Source organism: Streptomyces sp. NPDC033845, from assembly GCF_055576225.1.
In genome coordinates this window covers 413,672-432,354 of record NZ_JBVIRI010000002.1, presented here as the reverse complement: position 1 = coordinate 432,354, position 18,683 = coordinate 413,672, and the positions used below count along the sequence as shown (strand labels likewise).

General features: G+C 74.8%; 18 protein-coding genes. 7 read left to right on the top strand and 11 right to left on the bottom strand.

The window, feature by feature from the left end; genetic code table 11:
• The first annotated feature begins 78 nt into the window (after window positions 1–78).
• On the top strand, window positions 79–1,161 hold the full coding sequence (locus tag ACZ50K_RS06020; protein ID WP_468897988.1) for an NAD(P)/FAD-dependent oxidoreductase: 1,083 nt from the start codon (window positions 79–81) through the stop codon (window positions 1,159–1,161).
• Here the strand turns inward: ACZ50K_RS06020 and ACZ50K_RS06015 are convergent.
• The 4 genes from ACZ50K_RS06015 to ACZ50K_RS06000 all read right to left on the bottom strand — a co-directional run bounded on the left by ACZ50K_RS06015 (window position 1,118) and on the right by ACZ50K_RS06000 (window position 5,355).
• Window positions 1,118–2,308: an acyl-CoA dehydrogenase family protein gene (locus ACZ50K_RS06015; protein WP_468897986.1), complete on the bottom strand. Its 1,191-nt coding sequence runs from the start codon at window positions 2,306–2,308 to the stop codon at window positions 1,118–1,120. The two genes, ACZ50K_RS06020 and ACZ50K_RS06015, sit on opposite strands and share 44 nt — an antisense overlap.
• Window positions 2,309–2,403: 95 nt before the next feature.
• Window positions 2,404–3,477, bottom strand: coding sequence for a hypothetical protein (locus ACZ50K_RS06010; RefSeq protein WP_468897984.1), 1,074 nt, complete (start codon window positions 3,475–3,477; stop codon window positions 2,404–2,406).
• Window positions 3,478–3,619: 142 nt separating this feature from the next.
• Window positions 3,620–4,456, bottom strand: coding sequence for a class II fructose-bisphosphate aldolase (locus tag ACZ50K_RS06005; RefSeq protein ID WP_468897982.1), 837 nt, complete (start codon window positions 4,454–4,456; stop codon window positions 3,620–3,622).
• Window positions 4,453–5,355, bottom strand: a complete 903-nt coding sequence (locus ACZ50K_RS06000) for an SIS domain-containing protein (protein WP_468897980.1) — start codon at window positions 5,353–5,355, stop codon at window positions 4,453–4,455. The genes ACZ50K_RS06005 and ACZ50K_RS06000 overlap by 4 nt, the downstream gene beginning before the upstream one ends.
• A 128-nt stretch (window positions 5,356–5,483) precedes the next feature.
• Between ACZ50K_RS06000 and ACZ50K_RS05995 the strand changes: the two genes are divergently transcribed.
• Complete coding sequence (locus ACZ50K_RS05995; protein ID WP_468897978.1) at window positions 5,484–6,272, top strand: DeoR/GlpR family DNA-binding transcription regulator; 789 nt, start codon at window positions 5,484–5,486, stop codon at window positions 6,270–6,272.
• 99 nt (window positions 6,273–6,371) lie between these two features.
• Window positions 6,372–6,941 (top strand): GNAT family N-acetyltransferase, encoded by a 570-nt coding sequence (locus tag ACZ50K_RS05990; protein WP_468898488.1) that lies wholly within the window; start codon window positions 6,372–6,374, stop codon window positions 6,939–6,941.
• A 75-nt stretch (window positions 6,942–7,016) separates the two neighbouring features.
• Here ACZ50K_RS05990 and ACZ50K_RS05985 read toward each other — a convergent pair whose 3' ends face one another.
• The 3 genes from ACZ50K_RS05985 to tdh form a co-directional block, all read right to left on the bottom strand.
• Window positions 7,017–7,931, bottom strand: coding sequence for a LysR family transcriptional regulator (locus tag ACZ50K_RS05985; protein WP_468897976.1), 915 nt, complete (start codon window positions 7,929–7,931; stop codon window positions 7,017–7,019).
• Window positions 7,932–7,951: 20 nt separating this feature from the next.
• Window positions 7,952–9,154: a glycine C-acetyltransferase gene (locus ACZ50K_RS05980; RefSeq protein WP_468897974.1), complete on the bottom strand. Its 1,203-nt coding sequence runs from the start codon at window positions 9,152–9,154 to the stop codon at window positions 7,952–7,954.
• 135 nt (window positions 9,155–9,289) lie between these two features.
• Complete coding sequence (gene tdh / locus ACZ50K_RS05975) at window positions 9,290–10,321, bottom strand: L-threonine 3-dehydrogenase (protein WP_468897972.1); 1,032 nt, start codon at window positions 10,319–10,321, stop codon at window positions 9,290–9,292.
• A gap of 195 nt (window positions 10,322–10,516) precedes the next feature.
• Between tdh and ACZ50K_RS05970 the strand changes: the two genes are divergently transcribed.
• Window positions 10,517–11,434, top strand: a complete 918-nt coding sequence (locus ACZ50K_RS05970; protein WP_468897971.1) for an alpha/beta hydrolase fold domain-containing protein — start codon at window positions 10,517–10,519, stop codon at window positions 11,432–11,434.
• A gap of 3 nt (window positions 11,435–11,437) precedes the next feature.
• Here the strand turns inward: ACZ50K_RS05970 and ACZ50K_RS05965 are convergent, their stop codons facing one another.
• From ACZ50K_RS05965 to ACZ50K_RS05950, 4 genes are all read right to left on the bottom strand, one after another.
• Window positions 11,438–12,223, bottom strand: a complete 786-nt coding sequence (locus tag ACZ50K_RS05965) for a class I SAM-dependent methyltransferase (RefSeq protein WP_468897969.1) — start codon at window positions 12,221–12,223, stop codon at window positions 11,438–11,440.
• A gap of 78 nt (window positions 12,224–12,301) precedes the next feature.
• Complete coding sequence (locus ACZ50K_RS05960) at window positions 12,302–12,637, bottom strand: hypothetical protein (RefSeq protein WP_468897967.1); 336 nt, start codon at window positions 12,635–12,637, stop codon at window positions 12,302–12,304.
• Complete coding sequence (feoB, locus tag ACZ50K_RS05955; protein WP_468897965.1) at window positions 12,634–14,868, bottom strand: ferrous iron transport protein B; 2,235 nt, start codon at window positions 14,866–14,868, stop codon at window positions 12,634–12,636. Before feoB ends, ACZ50K_RS05960 begins: the two co-directional genes overlap by 4 nt.
• Window positions 14,865–15,095, bottom strand: coding sequence for a FeoA family protein (locus ACZ50K_RS05950; RefSeq protein ID WP_468897963.1), 231 nt, complete (start codon window positions 15,093–15,095; stop codon window positions 14,865–14,867). Before ACZ50K_RS05950 ends, feoB begins: the two co-directional genes overlap by 4 nt.
• Before the next feature lie 237 nt (window positions 15,096–15,332).
• On the opposite strand from ACZ50K_RS05950, the gene ACZ50K_RS05945 reads away from it, so the two are divergent.
• Genes ACZ50K_RS05945 through ACZ50K_RS05935 form a run of 3 tightly spaced genes read left to right on the top strand, consistent with a single transcriptional unit; the run spans window position 15,333 to window position 18,545 of the window.
• Window positions 15,333–15,833 (top strand): hypothetical protein, encoded by a 501-nt coding sequence (locus tag ACZ50K_RS05945; protein ID WP_468897961.1) that lies wholly within the window; start codon window positions 15,333–15,335, stop codon window positions 15,831–15,833.
• Window positions 15,830–17,092 carry an MAB_1171c family putative transporter gene (locus ACZ50K_RS05940; RefSeq protein ID WP_468897960.1) on the top strand — a complete coding sequence of 421 codons (1,263 nt, stop codon included), beginning with the start codon at window positions 15,830–15,832 and terminating at the stop codon, window positions 17,090–17,092. The genes ACZ50K_RS05945 and ACZ50K_RS05940 overlap by 4 nt, the downstream gene beginning before the upstream one ends.
• Window positions 17,076–18,545: an FAD-dependent monooxygenase gene (locus tag ACZ50K_RS05935; RefSeq protein ID WP_468897958.1), complete on the top strand. Its 1,470-nt coding sequence runs from the start codon at window positions 17,076–17,078 to the stop codon at window positions 18,543–18,545. Before ACZ50K_RS05940 ends, ACZ50K_RS05935 begins: the two co-directional genes overlap by 17 nt.
• Window positions 18,546–18,683: the final 138 nt, after the last annotated feature.

The following is an 18,683-nucleotide window of genomic DNA, read 5'->3' as shown; positions in this document are numbered from 1 at the left end:
GTTGATGAACGTCGATATGGAATGCCAGGCCAAACCTCAGGACATCGACAGCCGTCGAATCGAAGGGGGAGCCCCGTCGTGAACGCATCCACCCAAGCCCTGCCCGTCGTCGTGATCGGGGCCGGCCCCATCGGGCTGGCGGCCGCCGCCCGCCTCATCGAGCGCGACCTCCAGCCCCTGGCCCTGGAAGCCGGGCCCACCGCCGCGACGCACGTGCGCGCCTGGGCGCACGTGCGGCTTTTCTCCCCGTGGGCGGAGGTCGTCGACCCGGCCGCCGAAAGGCTCCTGGCCCCCACCGGCTGGGTCCGCCCCGTCGGGGCCGCCTACCTCACCGGCCCCGACGGGGCGGAAGAGCGGATCCACGCCCGCGCCGTGATCGACGCCTCCGGCACCTTCTCCACCCCCGGCCCGGCCGGTGGCAGCGGCCTGCCCGCCCTCGGCGAGAAGGCCGCATCCGACCGGATCTCCTACCGGATCCCCGGCCTCAAGGACCCTGCCGTCCGCGCCCGCTACACGGGCAAGCGCACCGCGGTTGTCGGCACCGGCGCCTCCGCCTTCACCGCGCTCGCCTACCTCGCCAAGACCGACAACGGCGCCGACACGCACGCCACCTGGATTCTGCGGCGCGGAATCTCCGGCTCCACCTTCGGCGGCGGGGACGCCGACCAGCTCCCCGCCCGTGGCGCCCTCGGCCTCGCCGCCAAGGCCGCTGTCGACGACGGATACGCCGACGCCGTCACCGGCTTCCGCACCGACGCCTTCAAACGGCATGGCGACGGCCGCCTGGTCCTTGTTGCCGAGGACAGCCGCCGATTGGACCCGGTTGACGAAGTCATCGTCCTGACCGGCCTGCGTCCCGAGCTCACCTTCCTCGACGAGCTCCGCCTCGGCCTCGACGAGCGCCTCCAGGCCCCCATCGCCCTCGCGCCGCTGATCGACCCCAACCAGCACTCCTGCGGCACCGTCTATCCCCACGGCCAGACCGAGCTCGCCCACCCCGAGAAGGACCTCTACCTCGTCGGCATGAAGTCCTACGGCCGCGCCCCGACCTTCCTCGCCATGACCGGCTCCGAGCAGGTCCGCTCCATCGCCGCCCACCTGCCTAGTCACGACGGGATCAGCGGCGGACTCGGGGCATGCCCAGGCCGATCCAGGAGATGATCTCGCGCTGGATCTCGTTGTTGCCGCCGCCGAAGGTGAAGATCACGGCGCTGCGGTAGCCGCGTTCCAGTTCGCCGTGCAGGACGGCGCCGGCCGATCCGTCCTTCAGCGGACCGGCCGCGCCGACCACCTCCATCAGCCAGGCGTAGGCGTCCCGTCGGGCCTCGGAGCCGTAGACCTTGACGGCGGAGGCGTCCTGGGGGGTGAGGGTGCCGTCCTGGACGGCGTTCACCATCTGCCAGTTGAGCAGCTTCATGGCGTCGAGCCGGGTGTGGGTGCGGGCCAGGCGGCCGCGGACCCAGCCGAGGTCGATGACCCGGCGGCCGTCGGCGAGTTTGGTGTCGGCGGCCCAGCGCTGCACGTCGTGGAGGGCGCGGATGGCCATGGTGCCGTGGGCGGCCAGGGTGACCCGCTCGTGGTTGAGCTGGTTGGTGATCAGCCGCCAGCCCTTGTTCTCCGGGCCGACCCGGCGGCCGGCCGGGACCCGGATGTCCTCGTAGTAGCTGGCCGTGGTGTCGTGCGAGGCCAGGGTGTTGATGATGGTGCAGGAGTAGCCGGGGTCGGCGGTCGGCACCAGCAGCATGGTGATGCCCTTGTGGGCGGGGGCCTCGGGGTCGGTGCGGACGGCGAGCCAGACCCAGTCGGCGGTGTCGCCGTTGGTGGTCCAGATCTTCTGGCCGTTGACCACGTAGGTGCCGGTCTCCTCGTCGCCCTCGCGGACGGCCTTGCAGGTGAGGGCGGCCAGGTCGGTGCCTGCGTCCGGTTCGCTGTAGCCGATGGCGAAGTCGATCTCCCCGGCGAGGATCCTGGGGAGGAAGTACGCCTTCTGCTCCTCGGTGCCGAACTGCATGATCGTGGGGCCCACGGTGTTCAGGGCCATCAGCGGGAGCGGGACGACGGCCTGGGCGGCCTCGTCGAAGAAGATGAACTGGTCCATGGGGGACATCCCGCGCCCGCCGTATTCCACGGGCCAGCCCACCCCGAGCCAGCCGTCGGCCCCCAGCCGGCGGATGGTCTCCCGGTAGAACCTCTTCTGGGAGGCCGGGTCCCCGTAGCGGGAGGCGACGTCTTCGGGCACGAGCTCGGCGAAGTAGGCACGCAGCTCGGCGCGCAACTGCTGCTGCTCAGGCGTGTATTCGAGGTGCACGGCCCCTCCGTAAGGCTGACTGCGGTGCTGCCGCGGTGGCGGGCGCACAGAGTAGAACCTGTTGCAGGAATCTGGAAGTGTCGTGACCGTGCCGGTCAGCCGGCCTGCGCGGCGGCCGCCCGCTCCGACAGCAGACGGGTCACCGTCTCCAGGTCCTCGCCGTTGTAGCCGCGGCTCTCGTTGTCCCGGCCGCGCACCAGGGTGACCAGGGTTCCGGTGCGGACCACGGTCAGCAGGGTGGTGCGCCCGGAGCCGCCGCTCAGACTGGCCGCGAAGCTCTCGTCGCCGAACGACGGCATGGCCAGCACCCGCGCCGAGGAGCCCGACCGCAGGTCCTCGACCCGCTGCGCGAAGGCCGTCCGCGCCGCCTCCTCGCCGGGGTAGGAGAGCACTCCGAAGGAGGTCTCCATGCTGTAGCGGCCCGTGTAGCCGACGCCCGCCGCGAAGGTGGAGCCGTCCTCCTCGGCGGAGGTCCGGACGGACGGGGGGTCCTGCTCGGTCCAGCCGGCCGGCAGGCTCGCCGCGTCCGGCAGGACCGCCTTGACCGACTCGGCGTCCGTGAGCGGGACCGCGCGGCGGACCGGTCCGCCGTCGCCGCCCCCGTCGCCGCCTCCGTCGCCGCCGGCTCCGCTGTCCACGCCGCCCGGGAGGTCGAACACATTGCCCGAGCCCGGCGCCCGGGGCCCCTCGTCGGAGCCTTCGAGGAGGCGGGTGCCCCCGTAGACGGCCACCACGGCCAGGGCGAGGACGGCGGCCACCACCGCCACCAGGGCCGCCCGCCCGGCGGGGCTGTTGTTGAAGGTCACCGGCCCCAGCGAGATGGTGCTGCCGCGCACCCGGGCGCCGCCGTCGATCACCACGCTGTTCAGGATCTGGCGGGGCGGCTCGGCCGGCGGGGCGCCTGCCAGGGCCCGCAGCAGCAGGCCCTCGAAGTCCGGTTCCGCGGCGGCCCGGGCCGCCACCGCCTCCCGCAGCGCCTCGACGGCCTCCGGGTCCCCGGGCCGCTCCCGCACCCCGTCGAGGGCCTCCCGGCCGGCCGGGTTCGCCCCGACCCGTTCGCGCACCAGGGCCGAGACGGCCTGCCCGACCTCCGCCCCCACCGCCGTGGTGGCCCCGCTCGCGAGGTCCGCCACCACCCGTACGGCCAGGGCGACCGCATCCGTTTCCATGCCCCTGCTCCCCCCGTCGGACCTGATCCCGCTTCCGTGGGTTCAGGGTCCGTCCGGCGACCGTCCACCGCATCCTGACGACCGGTCAATTCAGGGGTGCGATCCGGCCACCGGGCAAGGGGAGGCGTACGGGGCCGGGGCCTCAGTCCAGGGCCGCGATCATGGCGACGGTGGTGGAGGTCATCGCCGTACGGGCCGCCGTCAGATAGGGGCGGGGGTCCGCGGCGGTCAGGTGCTCCCGGATCGCCCCGGTCATGGCCACGTTCAGCGCGGTGCCGATGTTGACCTTGCGGATCCCCCCGGCGACGGCCGCCGCGAGCTCGCTGTCCGGCAGCCCGGAGGAGCCGTGCAGCACCAGCGGCACGTCCACCGTCTTGGCCAGCCTGGCCAGCAGCGCGTGGTCCAGGGCCGCGGTCCGCCGGGTCATCGCGTGGGTGCTCCCGATGGCGACGGCCAGCGCGTCCACCCCGGAGTCGGCGACGAACCGGCGGGCCTCGTCGGGGTCGGTACGGGCGCCCGGCGCGTGCGGGTCCAGCGGCGCGGCCCCGTTCTTGCCGCCCACCTCGCCCAGCTCGGCCTCGATCCAGAGGCCGTTGGCGTGCGCCCAGTCGGCCGCGGAGCGGGTGCTCTCCAGGTTCTCCGCGTACGACAGGTGGGCGGCGTCGTACATCACCGAGCCGAAGCCCGCGTCGGCGGCCTGCCGGAGCAGGTCGGCGCTCTTGACGTGGTCCAGGTGCAGGCCGACCGGCACCTCCGCCTCCTCGGCGCAGGTCAGGGCGGCCCGGGCGATGGGCAGCAGTCGGCCGCCGCGGAACGCGACGGCGTTCTCGCTGAGTTGGAGGATCACCGGCCGGCCGGCCCGTTCGGCCCCGGCGACGACCGCCTCGGCGTGCTCCAGCGTGATGATGTTGAACGCGGCGACGGCCCGGCCGGCCGACGCGGCGTCCCGGACGAGCTCGCCCGCGGGCACCAGGCTCATCGGACGGCCTCCTCGCCCGCGTCGAGGATCACCGACCGGGTGAGGTTCCTGGGCCGGTCCGGGTCCAGCCCCTGGCGGGCGGCCACGGCCAGCGCCAGCCGGTGGACCCGCACCAGTTCGGCGAGCGGGTCGAGCCGACCGGCCACCCACCGGGCGCCGGTGGCCGCCACCTGGTCGGCGAGGCCCTCGGGGGCCTCCCCCAGCGACCAGGTGAGGGTGCCGGGCGCGCTGACACTGATCGGCCCGTGCCGGTACTCCATGGCCGGGTAGGACTCGGCCCAGGCCAGCGAGGCCTCGCGCATCTTGAGGGCCGCCTCGTGGGCCAGGCCCACGCTCCAGCCCCGTCCGAGGAAGGTGAACTGGCCGCATTCGGCGAGCGGTTCGGGCAGCGGCTCGGCGAGCGCGGTGCGCCCGTCGGCGACCACGCCGGGGGTGTGCAGCCCGAAGTGGGCGCGCAGCAGGGTGAGCGCGGTGGTGGCGAAGCGGGTCTGCACCACGGACTGCTCGTCGGCGAAGTCGAGGACCACCAGTTCCCCGGCCAGGGTCATCACCGGGGTGGCCGGGTCCCCGATCACGGCGGTGCTGGGGGTTCCCGATTCCCGGAGTCCGGCCAGCAGGTCGAGGACCTCGGTGGTGGTGCCGGAGCGGGTGAGCGCGACCACCCGGTCGTAGCGGCGGTGGCGGGGGTACTCGGAGGCGGGGAAGGCGTCTGTCTCGCCCTGTCCGGCCTCCTCGCGGAGGGCGGCGGCGGCCTGGGCCATGTAGTAGGAGGTCCCGCATCCGACGATCGCCACCCGCTCCCCGGGCTGCGGGAGCACGGACCGGTGGGCGGGCGCGAGTTCCGCGGCCCTTTCCCAGCAGTCCGGTTGCGTGTTCAGCTCGTGTGCGACATGGCTCACTGTCGGCTCCCTAGGTCGCGTCGGACGCGGTCCGCATGACGTGCGCCGCATTTTCCTGCGATGCATTTTCCTGCAAGATATCCGTCTGTTTCAATCAACTTCAAGCATCTGAGGAGGGGTACTCGTTCATGTCCCGGGAAACGCGCTGGCAGGCGCTGCTGGAGTTGCTGGTGAAGCGGGGCCGACTGGAGGTCGAGGCGGCCGCCGAGGCCCTCGGGGTGTCGGCGGCGACGATCCGGCGCGACTTCGACCAGCTGGCGGACCAGCAGCTCCTGGTCCGCACCCGCGGCGGCGCGGTGCAGCACGGGGTCTCGTACGAACTCCCGCTGCGCTACCGCAGCTCGCGGCGGGCGGCCGAGAAGCGCCGGATCAGCGAGGCGGTGGCGGAGCTGATCGCCCCGGGCGAGGTGGTCGGACTGACCGGGGGCACCACGACCACCGAGGTGGCCCGCGCCCTGGCCTCCCGGCCGGACCTGTCCTCGGGGGGCGCCGGATCCCCCGCCCTGACCGTGGTGACGAACGCCCTGAACATCGCTGCCGAGCTGGCGATCCGCCCCCAGTTCAAGATCGTGGTGACCGGCGGGGTGGCCCGCCCGCAGTCCTACGAGCTGACCGGCCCGCTCGCGGACGCCGTCCTCGGCCAGATCTCCCTGGACACCGCGGTGCTGGGCGTGGACGGCTTCGACCCGGCCGACGGCATCTCCACCCGCCACGAGGAGGAGGCCTCGGTCAACCGGCTGCTGTGCGACCGGGCCCGCCGGGTGGTGGTCGCCATGGACTCCAGCAAGCTGGGCGTCCGCGCCTTCGCCCGGATCCGTGCGACGGCGGCGGTGGACGTGCTGGTGACCGACGCGGGCCTGCCGGACTCCGCCACGGCGGTGTTCGAGGAGGCGGGAGTCGAGGTGCGGCGCGTCTGAACGGCCGCGGAGGAACGGACCCGGAGGAACGGCCCCGGAGGAACGGCCCCGGAGGAAATCGCCGTGACACGACGGCCCGCGGTCTGCGACAACTGGACCGTGCACACGGACGACGACGCGACCCTCCCGGTCATCACCTGGCGCCGGCTCGGCGAACCCGACTTCCCGCTGCTGCGGGAGTGGCTGGCCCGGCCGCACGTGGCCCGCTGGTGGAACCACGAGACCTCCCCCGAGGCGGTGGCCCGGGACTTCGGGCCGGCGGCCCGGGGCGAGGAGCCCTCCGAGGACCTCCTGGTCCTCCTCGACGGTGAGCCGGTCGGGCTGGTCCAGCGCTGCCGGCTGGCCGACTACCCGGAGTACATCGGCGAGCTGGAGTCCCAGGCCGAGGTGCCGGAGCGGGCGATGAGCCTCGACTACCTGATCGGCGAGCCCGAACTGACCGGCCGGGGGCTGGGCACCCGCGTCATCCGGGCGGTCGTCGCGGCCACCTGGGCCGACCACCCGGACGCCCGGAGCATCATCGTGCCGGTGCACTCCGGCAACCGGGCGTCCTGGCGGATGCTGGAGAAGGCGGGCCTGCACCGCTACGCCGAGGCCTCCCTGGAACCCGACAACCCGGTCGACGACCGCGCCCACTACGTCTACCGGGTGGACCGCCCCGCCCCCTGAACCCCGCCCCCTGAGCCCTGCCGCCTGAGCCCTGCCGCCTGTGCCCCGCCCCCGGAGCCCCGGGAACGGGACCGCTCAGTGCGTGGGGAGCCGGCCCGCCTCCCGGGCCAGGGCCGCCAGCACCGGGGCGATCAGCGGGTGCGCCTCCGCGCCCCGGCGGGTGGCGGCGAACACCCGCCGGGTGGCTGAGGGACCGGCCACCGGACGCACCTGGACCTCCTTGAGGTCCATCCCGCGCAGGGCCGACCTCGGCACCAGGGCCACTCCGGCACCGGCGCCCACCAGGGCGACCACCGCCCGGAAGTCGTCCGAGGAGTGCACGAACCGCGGCTGGAAACCGGCCGATTCGCAGGCCAGCAGGGTCACGTCGTGGCAGGGGTTGGCCGGGTACTGGCCCACCCAGTCGGAACCGGCCAGCTCCGCCAGCTCCACCGCCGGGTGGGCGGCCAGCGGATGCGCCGGGGGCAGCACCGCGTCGAAGGGTTCGGCGTACAGCGGGAGCACGGACAGCCGGACGTCCTCCGCGCCCGGCCAGCCCCGGTACTCCACGGCCAGGGCCACGTCGGCCTCGCCGTCCAGCAGCATCGGCAGGCTCTGGTCGCCCTCCGCGTCGCGGACCCGGAGCCGGATGCCGGGGTGGTCCAGGGCCAGCCGGCCGATCGCCGGGGCCAGCACCTCGGCGATCCCGGTGGCGAAGGCCGCGACCGTGACCTCGCCGGCCGAGCCGCCCGCGTACGCGGCGAGTTCGGCCTCGGCCCGCTCCAGCTGGGCGAGCACCTCGTGGGTGTGGGCCAGCAGGATCTCCCCGGCGGCGGTGAGCCGGACCCCCCGCCCGCTCCTGGTCAGCAGCGCGTGCCCGGTCTCCTGCTCCAGCGCGGCGAGCTGCTGGGAGACCGCGGAGGGGGTGAGGTACAGGGCTGCGGCCGCGGCGGTCACCGTACGGTGGTCCGCCACGGCCCGCAGGATGCGCAGCCGGCGGGGGTCGATCACCCCTCCATGATGTCAGCCCGTCAGCCCCGGGCGGCACCGAGCGCCGCGCGGGCGTCGACGAAGGCGGCGACGGCGCGCTCCACGTCGGCGGTGGAGTGGGCCGCGGACAGCTGGACCCGGATCCGGGCCGCGCCCATCGGGACCACCGGGTAGGAGAAGCCGATCACGTACACCCCGCGCTCCAGCAGCAGCTCGGCCATCCGGGCGGCCTCGGCGGCGTCGCCGATCATCACGGGGGCGATGGCGTGGTCCCCGGGGAGGATCTCGAAGCCGGCCTCGGTCATCCGGGTGCGGAACAGGGCGGTGTTGGCGGCCAGGTGTTCGCGCAGGTCACCGGCGGATTCCAGCAGGTCGAGGACCTTGAGGGAGGCGGCGGCGATGACCGGGGCGAGGGAGTTGGAGAACAGGTACGGGCGCGAGCGCTGGCGCAGCAGGGCGACGATCTCGGCGCGGGCGGCCACATAGCCGCCGGAGGCGCCGCCGAGGGCCTTGCCCAGGGTGCCGGTGATGATGTCCACCCGGTCCATGACCCCGTGCAGCTCGGGGGTGCCGCGGCCGCCGGGGCCGACGAAGCCGACGGCGTGCGAGTCGTCGACCATCACCATGGCGTCGTAGCGGTCGGCGAGGTCGCAGATCTCGGCGAGCGGGGCGACGTAGCCGTCCATGGAGAACACGCCGTCCGTGACGATCAGGCGGCGGCGGGCGTCCGAGGCCTCCTTGAGGCGGGTCTCCAGCTCGGCCAGGTCGCGGTTGGCGTAGCGGTAGCGGCGGGCCTTGGAGAGCCGGATGCCGTCGATGATCGAGGCGTGGTTGAGGGCGTCGGAGATGACGGCGTCCTCGGGGCCGAGGAGGGTCTCGAAGACCCCGCCGTTGGCGTCGAAGCAGGAGGAATAGAGGATCGTGTCCTCCTGGCCGAGAAACGCCGACAGCCGCGCCTCCAGCTCCTTGTGGACCTCCTGGGTGCCGCAGATGAAGCGGACCGAGGCCATGCCGTAGCCCCAGCGGTCCAGGGCCTCCTTGGCGGCGGCGATCACCTCGGGGTGGTCGGCCAGCCCCAGGTAGTTGTTGGCGCAGAAGTTGAGCACCTCGCCGGGAGTGCCGCCGGCGGTGACCGAGACGGCCGCGCTCTGCGGGGTCCCGATGACGCGCTCCGGCTTGTGCAGCCCGGCGGAGCGGATCTCGTCGAGGGTGGTCCGGAGGTCTTCGCGTACGGACTCGAACATGCGGGCGTACTCCTTGTGCGGCGGAGGCGGGGCGGGGCGGGCGGGCGACGGGAGGGGGGCCGGACCCCGCGGAGGGGGGTGTGCGGGGTCCGGCCGGAGGGAGATGGTCCAGGGGCCCGGACCGGGGCCGGGGGGTCAGGCCGTCCAGTCCAGAATGATCTTGCCGCTGCGGGCGGTGGCCGCCTCGTCGAAGGCCGCCTGGAAGTCCGTGTAGGCGTACCGGCCGGTGATCACCGGGCTGAGGTCCAGACCGCCCTCCAGGAGCACCGTCATCGCGTACCAGGTCTCGAACATCTCGCGCCCGTAGATCCCCTTGATGGTGATCATCGAGGTGACGACCTTCGCCCAGTCCACCGGGAACTCCTGGGCCGGCAGGCCCAGCATGGCGATCCGGCCGCCGTGCGTCATGTTGTCGATCATGTCGCGCATGGCCTCGCCGCGGCCGGACATCTCCAGACCGATGTCGAAGCCCTCGCGCAGCCCCAGCTGCCGCTGCGCCTCGGCGATGGAGGACTCGGCCACGTTCACCGCGAGGGTGGCGCCCGCCTTGCGGGCGATCTCCAGGCGTTCCGGGCTGACGTCGGTGATCACCACGTTGCGGGCGCCGGCGTGCCGGGCCACCGCGGCCGCCATGATGCCGATCGGGCCGGCGCCGGTGATCAGCACGTCCTCGCCGACCAGCGGGAAGGACAGGGCGGTGTGCACGGCGTTGCCGAACGGGTCGAAGATCGCGGCCACGTCCAGGTCGACGGCGGTCCGGTGCACCCAGACGTTCTGCGCGGGCAGCACCACGTACTCGGCGAACGCGCCGTCCCGGCCCACCCCGAGGCCGATGGTGGACCGGCACAGGTGGCGGCGGCCGGCCAGGCAGTTGCGGCACTTGCCGCAGACCAGGTGCCCCTCGCCGCTGACCAGCGCGCCGGGCTCGATCTCGTCCGGGACGTCGGCGCCGACGGCGGCGACCTCGCCGACGAACTCGTGCCCGAGGACCAGCGGGGTGCGGACGGCTCCCTGGGCCCAGCCGTCCCAGGACCGGATGTGCAGGTCGGTGCCGCAGATCCCGGTGCGGAGCACCTTGATCAGCACGTCTCCGGGGCCGTATTCCGGCTCGGGCACGTCCATGAGCCACAGTCCGGGCTCGGCCTTGTGCTTGACGAGTGCCTTCATCGGGTGGCTCCAGGCATGGGAAGGGACCGCCGCGACCGCGGGGGGCCGTGTGACGGGTGGGACGGACACCAATCTGCCGATCCCGGAGGTGATCAGTCCATCGAGGATTTCTTAAGCGGGTCGACAGCCCAGCTTCACGCCTATGCTCCTCCCGTGACCGGGGCCGGGTATGGAGCAAGAACAGGGAACGGGGAGGTGGCGGGCTTGCCGAGTCTCAGAGGCAGGACGCTGTCGGCCGCGCTGATCGCCTCAGGGCGGCGCGGAAGGTTGGCGTCCGCCGAGGCGGTCCGCGAGCAGGTGGCCCGCTCGGCCCGGCGGCCCGCCTCGCATCTGCCGCCGCGCTCGCTGGGGAAGGTCGCGGAGGTGTCCCGGACCTTCGTCGGCGCGTGGCCGGTGTACGAGGTCTCCCCGCGCGGGGCCGAACCGGCGGCCCGGGTGCTGTACTTCCACGGCGGCGGGTACATCAACGAACTGGTGCGGCCGCACTGGTCGCTGGTGCGGACCCTGGTGACCCGGGCCCGGGCCCGCTGTGTGGTGCCGGCGTACATCCTGGCGCCGCGCGGCACCGCCGACCGGACGGTCCCGGTCGCGGCGGACCTGCTGAGCGGGCTGATCGCGGCCGGCGGCGAGGGCGGCACCGTGCTCCTCGGGGACTCGGCGGGGGCGGGGCTGGCGCTGGCCGCCGCGCAGCGGCTGCGGGACCGCAGCCGGGTGCAGCCCTCCCGGATCGTGCTGGTGTCCCCGTGGCTGGACGTGACGATGTCCCATCCCGACCAGGCCGCGATCGAACCGGTCGATCCGATACTGGCCCGGCCGGGCCTGGCCGAGGCGGGCCGGCTGTACGCGGGCACCCTGGCCGCGGACGACCCCCGGGTCAGTCCGCTGTACGGGTCCTTCGCCGGACTGGCGCCGCTGACCGTGTTCACCGGCACCCGGGACCTGCTGACCACCGACAGCCGGGAGCTGGTCCGGCGGGCGGCGGCGGAGGGGGTGCGGGTGGAGCTCCACGAGGCGGCGGGGATGCCGCACGAGTACCCGCTGATGCCGGTGCCGGAGGGCCGGGCGGCCCGGGAGCGGCTGGTGCGGCTGGTGCGGGCCGCCGCCGACGGATGAGCCTCAGGCCGTGCAGACCATCAGGGAACTGACCGGGGCGTTCCGGTAGGCCGCCCAGAAGGCCTCGTCCCGGTCCGCGGTCGGCGGCGGGGTCCGGCTGGGCTGCCAGCTGACGGAGGCGAACCCGGCCTGGACGGCGGCCTCCGCGTACTCGGCGTGCGGCCACTCCCGGAACCGGAAGGGCACCGGCGGATCGGTGAGGAAGGCGGCCCGCAGCACCGGGGCGTCGCCTTCCGGGATCCGCTCGTCCAGCCGGATCCCGTACGGGGTCCAGTCGGCCTGCGGGAAGGCGCCCGGGTTGGGCACGGTCGCCAGCAGCCGGCCGCCGGGCCGCAGTGCGGCGCGGACGGAGCGGAACATGGCGTGCAGGGCGGGCCGGTCGTCGGCGTAGTCGAACAGGTAGACGGCGGTGGCCAGGTCGAAGGGGCCGACGGGCGGCAGGTCGGCCGCGTCGGCCACCAGGTACTCGGTTGCGGCGGCCTCCCCGGCCGCCTCCCCGACGGGTCCGTCGGCGGCCTCCGGGGCGCGGGAGCCGGCCAGCCGGACCATCTCCGCGGAGCTGTCCACGCCGAGGCTGCGCCGGGCGCCGGCGCGGGCCAGCAGCCGGGTGAGGGAGCCGTATCCGCAGCCGAGGTCGAGGACGTCCAGGCCCTTCACCCCGCCGAGCAGGTCGAGGGCGGTGAGCAGGGTGAAGGTGTCGGCGGCGGAGAACGCCGCGGTGCCCTTCGCCTCTTCGAAGCGTGCGCCGAGCACGTCGTACTGGAGGCTGCCGGAGTCGTTGTGCCGCATGCCCGTATGCTGCCGCGCCCGACCGCCCGGCGGCGTTCCGGCTTCCGGCCGGTCCCCCGGACGGGGGAGGCAGTCGGCTCAGTGGGTACGGCGTACGGGGCTCAGCGCGACCAGGGCCGGGCCGGCCGGGGTGGCGCCGCAGCCGGCGTCGGCGGCCCCGGCGGTGCCGGGGCCGGCGCAGGAGCGGGTGGCGAAGAAGCAGCCGGAGCAGTCCGGGGCGCCGATCCCGGTCCGCCGCAGCCGGCCCCTGCGGACCCAGTAGGCGGCCAGGTCCGCGGCCTCGGCCCGGCTGATGCCGAGCCGGCCGGCGACGGCGTCGAGCCCCTCGCCGGGAGCGGCGTTCTCGCACTCCCGGAGCAGCCGCCGCAGCAGCCCCGGCCCGGACTCCGGCCGGGGCGCCGGTCCCCCGCTCACCGGAACAGCCTGACGAGTTGGAAGACCCCGGTGGCCAGCAGCCAGGCCACCGCCAGTTGCAGTCCCAGCCCGATCAGGGTGAGCCGGGTGCCGATCTCCGCCCGCTGGGCGGCCACGGTGGCCATGCACGGGGTGTAGGCGAGGACGAAGACCAGGAAGGCGAGGGCGGCGGCCCCGGGATGTCCTCCGAAGGACTCCTCGAAGGTGGCGCGCAGCCGGGCGGACAGTTCCGGCCCGGTGCGCTCCCCGTCGTCCGAGGCGGCGTAGGTCTGGGCGAGGGTGGAGATCACGCCCTCCTTGGCGACCAGTCCGGTGGCCAGCGCCGCCGTGGCGTGCCAGTCGCCGAACCCGGCCGGTGCGACCAGCGGTTCGGCGGCCCGGGTGACCGCCCCGAAGACGCTGTGCTCGACCGGGACGTCGCCGAAGCCGCCCGCCCCGGCGGACGCGGGGACGGCCATCAGCAGCCAGACGGCGGCCGCGGTGGCCACGATGATCCCGCCGGCGGTCCGCAGGAAGGCCCCGAGCCGCAGCCGCACCTGGGCCCCGGTGACCCGCAGGGTGGGCAGCCGGTACGGCGGGAGCTCCAGCACCAGCGGCTCCTCCCGCATGTCGCGGAAGAACAGCGGCCGCAGCAGCAGGCCCATCACGAGGACCAGCAGCACCGACAGCAGGTAGAGGCCGAAGACCACGGTGCCCGAGCGGGAGCCGAAGAACACGTCGGCGATCATCACGTAGACGGCGAGGCGCGCGGTGCAGCTCATGTACGGGATGAGCATGCCGACCAGCAGCCGGTGCGAGCGGCGGCCGAGGATCCGGGTGGCGGCGAGGGCGGGGACGTTGCAGCCGAAGCCGACGACCAGCGGCAGGAAGGCGCGGCCGGGCAGCCTCAGCGTCCGCATCAGCCGGTCGGCGACGAACGCGGCCCGGGCGAAGTAGCCGGAGTCCTCCAGCAGGGCCAGCAGCGCGAACATGATGACCATCAGCGGGATGAAGGTGAGCAGCTGGCCCACCCCGTCGATCAGGCCGTGGACCACCAGGCCGGTGAGCCAGCCGGGGGCCGACAGCGCGTCGAGGAGACGTTCCGCGCCGCCGCCGACCGGTCCGGAGACGAAGGCGCCCAGGGCGTCCTGGAGGGGTTTCGCCAGTGTGGTGGTGGCTTGGAACACACCCCACATCACGGCGAGGAAGAAGGGGATCCCGAAGGTCCGACTGAGCAGCAGCCGGTCCGCGCGGTCGCTCAGGGTCCGGGACCGCCGGGCGGGGCCCGCGGTCCCGGTGGTCCCGGCGGATCGCGTGGGTCGGGTGGGTCGGGTGGCCCGCTCGATCACCTGGTGCGCCCAGGCGTAGCGGGCCTCGGCGACCAGGGTCTCGGGGTCCGCGGACCAGGGGTCGTCCGCGTCCTGTTCGGCCAGGCGTCCGGCGGCCTCCCGGGCCCGGGCGGCGAGCGCCGCCGGGGCCTGCGGGAGGGGCTCGCCGCAGAGCAGCCCGACGGCCGCCCAGCGGCCCGGCCGGTCCGGCAGGGCCTCGGTGGCGGCCCGCTCCAGCGGGCCCAGTTCGGCTCCGACGGCCGTACCGGCAGCCCAGTCGGCGGGCGGCCCGGCGGCCGCGGGCCCGTCGGATGGCCCGTCCGGGGGTGTGCCGCCGCCCGGGCCGGACCGCCGGTCGTGCAGGGCCGCGGTCACCGCCGCCGCGAGGGCGTCCAGACCGGATCCGGTACGGCCGGCCACCGCCCGTACGGGCAGGCCGAGTTCGCGTTCCAGGGCCGCCGGATCGAGCGGGGCGCCGCGCCGGGCGGCGACATCCGTCATGGTCAGCGCGACCACCAACGGGATCCCGGTGTCGAGGAGTTGGGAGAGGAAGTAGAGGTTGCGGGCCGGGTTGGCCGCGTCCAGGGCGAAGACGACCAGGTCCGGCCGCAGCTCGGGCGGGCCGGTCAGCAGCTCGTGGACCAGTTCCTCGTCCGGGGAGTCCGGCAGCAGGCTGTAACTGCCCGGGAGGTCGGCCAGCAGCAGCAGTCGGCCGTCGGGGGTCCGCCAGTCGCCGCGGGCGACCGAGACCGTCTTGCCCGGCCAGTTGCCGACCCGCTGGTGCGCTCCGGTGAGGGCGTTGAACAGGGTGGACTTGCCGACGTTCGGGTTGCCGGTCAGGGCCACCAGGGGCGCGTCCGCGCGGTTCCCGGCGGGCGCCACGTCGGTACCGGCCGTTCCGGTGGCTCCGGTGTGGCAGCTCATCGGTCCCCCCAGCGCAGCCGGTCCGCGGTGGCCCGGTCGAGGGCGACCCGGGTGGCGCCGAGGCCGACCAGCAGTCCCCCGGTGGCCCCGCGGGCGATGACCTCGATCTCGGCACCCGGCACGAACCCGAACTCCAGGAGCCGCCGGCGTCCGCCGTCCCCCCGCCCCGCGCCGATACCGGTGAGGCGTACGGTCGCCCCGGGGCGGGTCTCGTTGAGTGACGGCACCGCTCCACCCTTCCCTGCGCACGGAGGACGGGATCGCGACCACGACCCGACTGAGGTAACCCTAAGCAGCGGAAGGCGCCCGAAAACACCGGAAAAGTACCCTCCGGCCGGTAGCTTTGGTCCCGCCGGCCTCGCGCCCGACCGTCGTAAACCGGACACCGGACAGCGCCGGATCGTCCGGAGATCGGTCGTGGATGCGCCTTCCGGCGGCACCGAGCCGGACTTTACGATCAGTCGGTGAACTTCCCTCCACGGCTGACCGGGGGCCGGCGCGGCGCCGGCATGAAGTCCATGCGCCGCACCCGGGACGCCCTGCTGACCGGACTCGACCTGCCCCCGCCCGTGGACCCCCCGACCGTGTTCGCCGCCCTCTGCGCCTCGATGTCCCGACGGCACCACCAGCCCGTGGACTACCGGCTGGTCCGCTTCCCGGTCAGCACCGTCAGCGGGATGCTGCTGCGCACCGACAGCCGCACCCTGATCCTGATCGAGGAGAACACCTGCGCCGAGCACCAGCTCGGCATCCTCGGCCACGAGTTCTGGCACATGGAGCTGGATTCCGGAACGGACACCGGCACCGCGTGCTCGCGGGCGGTGGAGGCGGACTGCGAGGTCTTCGGCTCGCTGATGGCCAGCCGCTGTCTGCACTGGCTGCGGACCGACACCGAGGCCGTCCCCGAATCGGCCAGCGGGTTCGGCCACCGACTGCACACCTCCATCGGCCGCACCAGCTGGTGAACGACCACGCCGGGTACTGGGTGCTCGCCACCGCGATGTGGGTCGCCGCCCTGATCAAGGCCCCCGGACTCCGGCACCGCAGGGGCCCGCTCTCCGTGACGGTCTGCGCCGTCCTCCTGATCGGCGGCATCGCGTACTGCTGCGCCAACCCGGACGTGATCGGATTCGTCAACGACCTGACCGGCGTCCCCAACTTCTCCGCCCCGCTGGTCTACTCCCTGCTGACGGCCGAGAGCGCCATGATCCTGACCCTGCTGGTGTACTGGCGGGAGGGCACCGAGGCCCGGGCCCGCCGGTCGGCCCGGATCTGGCAGTGCGTGTACGGGCTGGTCGTCGTGGCGCTGGTGGTGCTGTTCCGGATCGGCGAGGCGCCCGTGGAGCAGCGCACCGACTTCGACACCTACTACGCGCGGACCCCGTACGTCCGCGAGATGATCCTGCTCTACCTGACCGCGCACACCGGGGCGGCGGTCGCCGCGACCGTCACCTGCGTCCGCTGGTTCGCCGGGGTCACCGGACCGCCCTGGCTGCGCCGCGGACTGCGGGTGCTGATCTGCGGCTTCGTCCTCAACTTCGGACTCGACTTCGCCAAGTTCGCGGCCATCGGCGCCCGCTGGGCCGGCCGGGACTGGGACCGGCTGAACACCCTGGTGGCCCCGCAGTTCGCGTTCGCCTCCACCCTGTGCACCTGTCTGGGGTTCGTCCTGCCGGTGGTCGGCGGCCGGGCGGCGGGCACCCTGGCGGCGGTCCGTACCTACCTCCGGCTGGGGCCGCTCTGGCGGGCCCTGCGGACCACCGCCCCGGCGGTCGCGCCCTCGCTGCCCGTTCCCTGGTGGGAGGTGGAGCTGCGGCTGACCCGGCGGGTGGCCCAGGTGCAGGACGGCCGGCTGTCGCTGCGCCCCTACCGGGACCCGGAGGTCGCCGAGGAGGCACGCTCCCGGGCCCGGGCCGCCGGGCTGGACGGGGACGCGGCCGCCGCGGCGGTCGAGGCGGTGGTGCTGGCCGACGCGCTGGCCGCCGCACGGGCGGCGGGGGCGGCCTGCGACGATGGGGGCGCGGCGGCCGGCGGGACGCCGCCGGGGCGCGCGGACCTGCCGGAACCCCCGGAGATCGGCGAGGACACCGCGGTGCTGCCCCGGCTGGACCGGGAGGCGCTGGTGCTGGTCTCGCTCCGGTTCCGGTGCCCGGTCGGCCGGGCCCGCTTCACCAGATCCCGCCCGATCCGAGGGGAGAGGCCTGCCGATGGACGTCTCGGCTGACCGCGGGCGCCGCCGGGTGCGGCGGGCCGTGGTGCTCGGCGCGAGCATGGCGGGGATGCTGGCCGCCGCCGTGCTGGCGGACCACGCCGAGGAGGTCCTGGTCGTGGACCCGGACGAGCTGCCCGCCGGGCCGCAACCGCGGCCCGGGCTGCCGCAGGCCCGGCACGTGCACCTGATGTGGTCCGGGGGCGTCCGGGTGATCGAGCGGATCGCCCCCGGGCTGGCCGGCCGGTGGGTGGCGGCCGGTGCCCGGCGGCTGGACATGCCGGCCGATCTGGTGCTGCTGACCCCGCACGGCTGGGTGCGGCGCGGGCCGGGCCGCCAGTACCAGCTGGCCTGCACCCGGGACCTGCTGGACGCGACGGCCCGGCCGGTGCTGCTGGGCGGGCCGCGGATCCGGGTCCGTACCGGGGTGCGCGCGGAGGGGCTGTGCGGGACGGCGGCCCGGGTCCGCGGGGTGCGGTTGCGCGGGACGGCGGGCGGGCCGGTGGAGGACGTGGCGGCCGATCTGGTGGTGGACGCCACCGGGCGCGGTTCGCGGGCCCCGGGCTGGCTGACCGCGCTGGGGCTGCCCGCGGTCGCCGAGGAGTCCGTCGATCCGGGGCTGGTCTACGCCAGCCGGCTGTACCGGGCGCCGGCCGGCGCCGAGGGGTTCCCCGCGGTGTCCTTGCAGGCGGATCCGGGGCGGCCGGAGCCGGGCCGGATGGCGACCCTGCTGCCGGTGGAGGGCGGGCGCTGGCTGGTGACCCTGGCCGGGACGCGGGGGGCCGAACCGGGCCGGGCGGCCGAGGGGTTCGAGGCGTTCGCCCGGACCGCCCGGCATCCGCTGGTCGCCGACCTGATCGCCGACGCCGAGCCGCTGTCGGAGGTGTCGGTGAGCCGGAGCTGCAGCAACCGCCGCCGGTACTTCGAGCGGCTGCGGGACTGGCCGGAGGGTTTCGTGGTGCTGGGGGACGCGGTGGCCGCGTTCAATCCGGTGTACGGGCAGGGGATGACGGTGGCGGCGCAGAGCGCGGCCGTGCTGCGGGCCGCGCTGGAGGCGCACGGCCCGGCCGGGGCGCGGCTGGGGCGGGCCGTCCGGCGGGGGGTCGGGCGGGTGGTGGAGGCGCCGTGGGCGATCACCACCGGGCAGGACATCCGCTTCCCCGGGGCCACCGGCCGGCCGGCCCCGGCCGCGGCCCGGCTGACGCACGGCTATGTGGACCGGCTGGCCCGGACCGCGATGTCCGACGGGGAGGCGCTGGGGGCGCTGTTCGACGTGATGTCGATGGACTCCGCGCCGACCCGGCTGTTCCGCCCCCGGACCGTCCGCTCGGTCCTCGCGGGCCCCTCCGCACCCGCCCTGACGGAACCGCCGCTCTCCGCCGCCGAGCTCCGCCCGTTCGGGGCCGCCCGGGCGGTGGAGCGGGAACCGTCCGGCGGGACGGGCGCCGGGCCGGTCGCGGGGTCGTGACGAGATCCCGGCAGCCGCCGGGCAGGTCCGCCGGACGGTCCGGGCACCCTCGTGCCGGGCGGACGGGCGGACGGGCGAGCAGCCGGGCCGGGCGGGCGGCGGCCGGTGCGGTGGCGGGCCCCGCCGCCCGGATGGCCG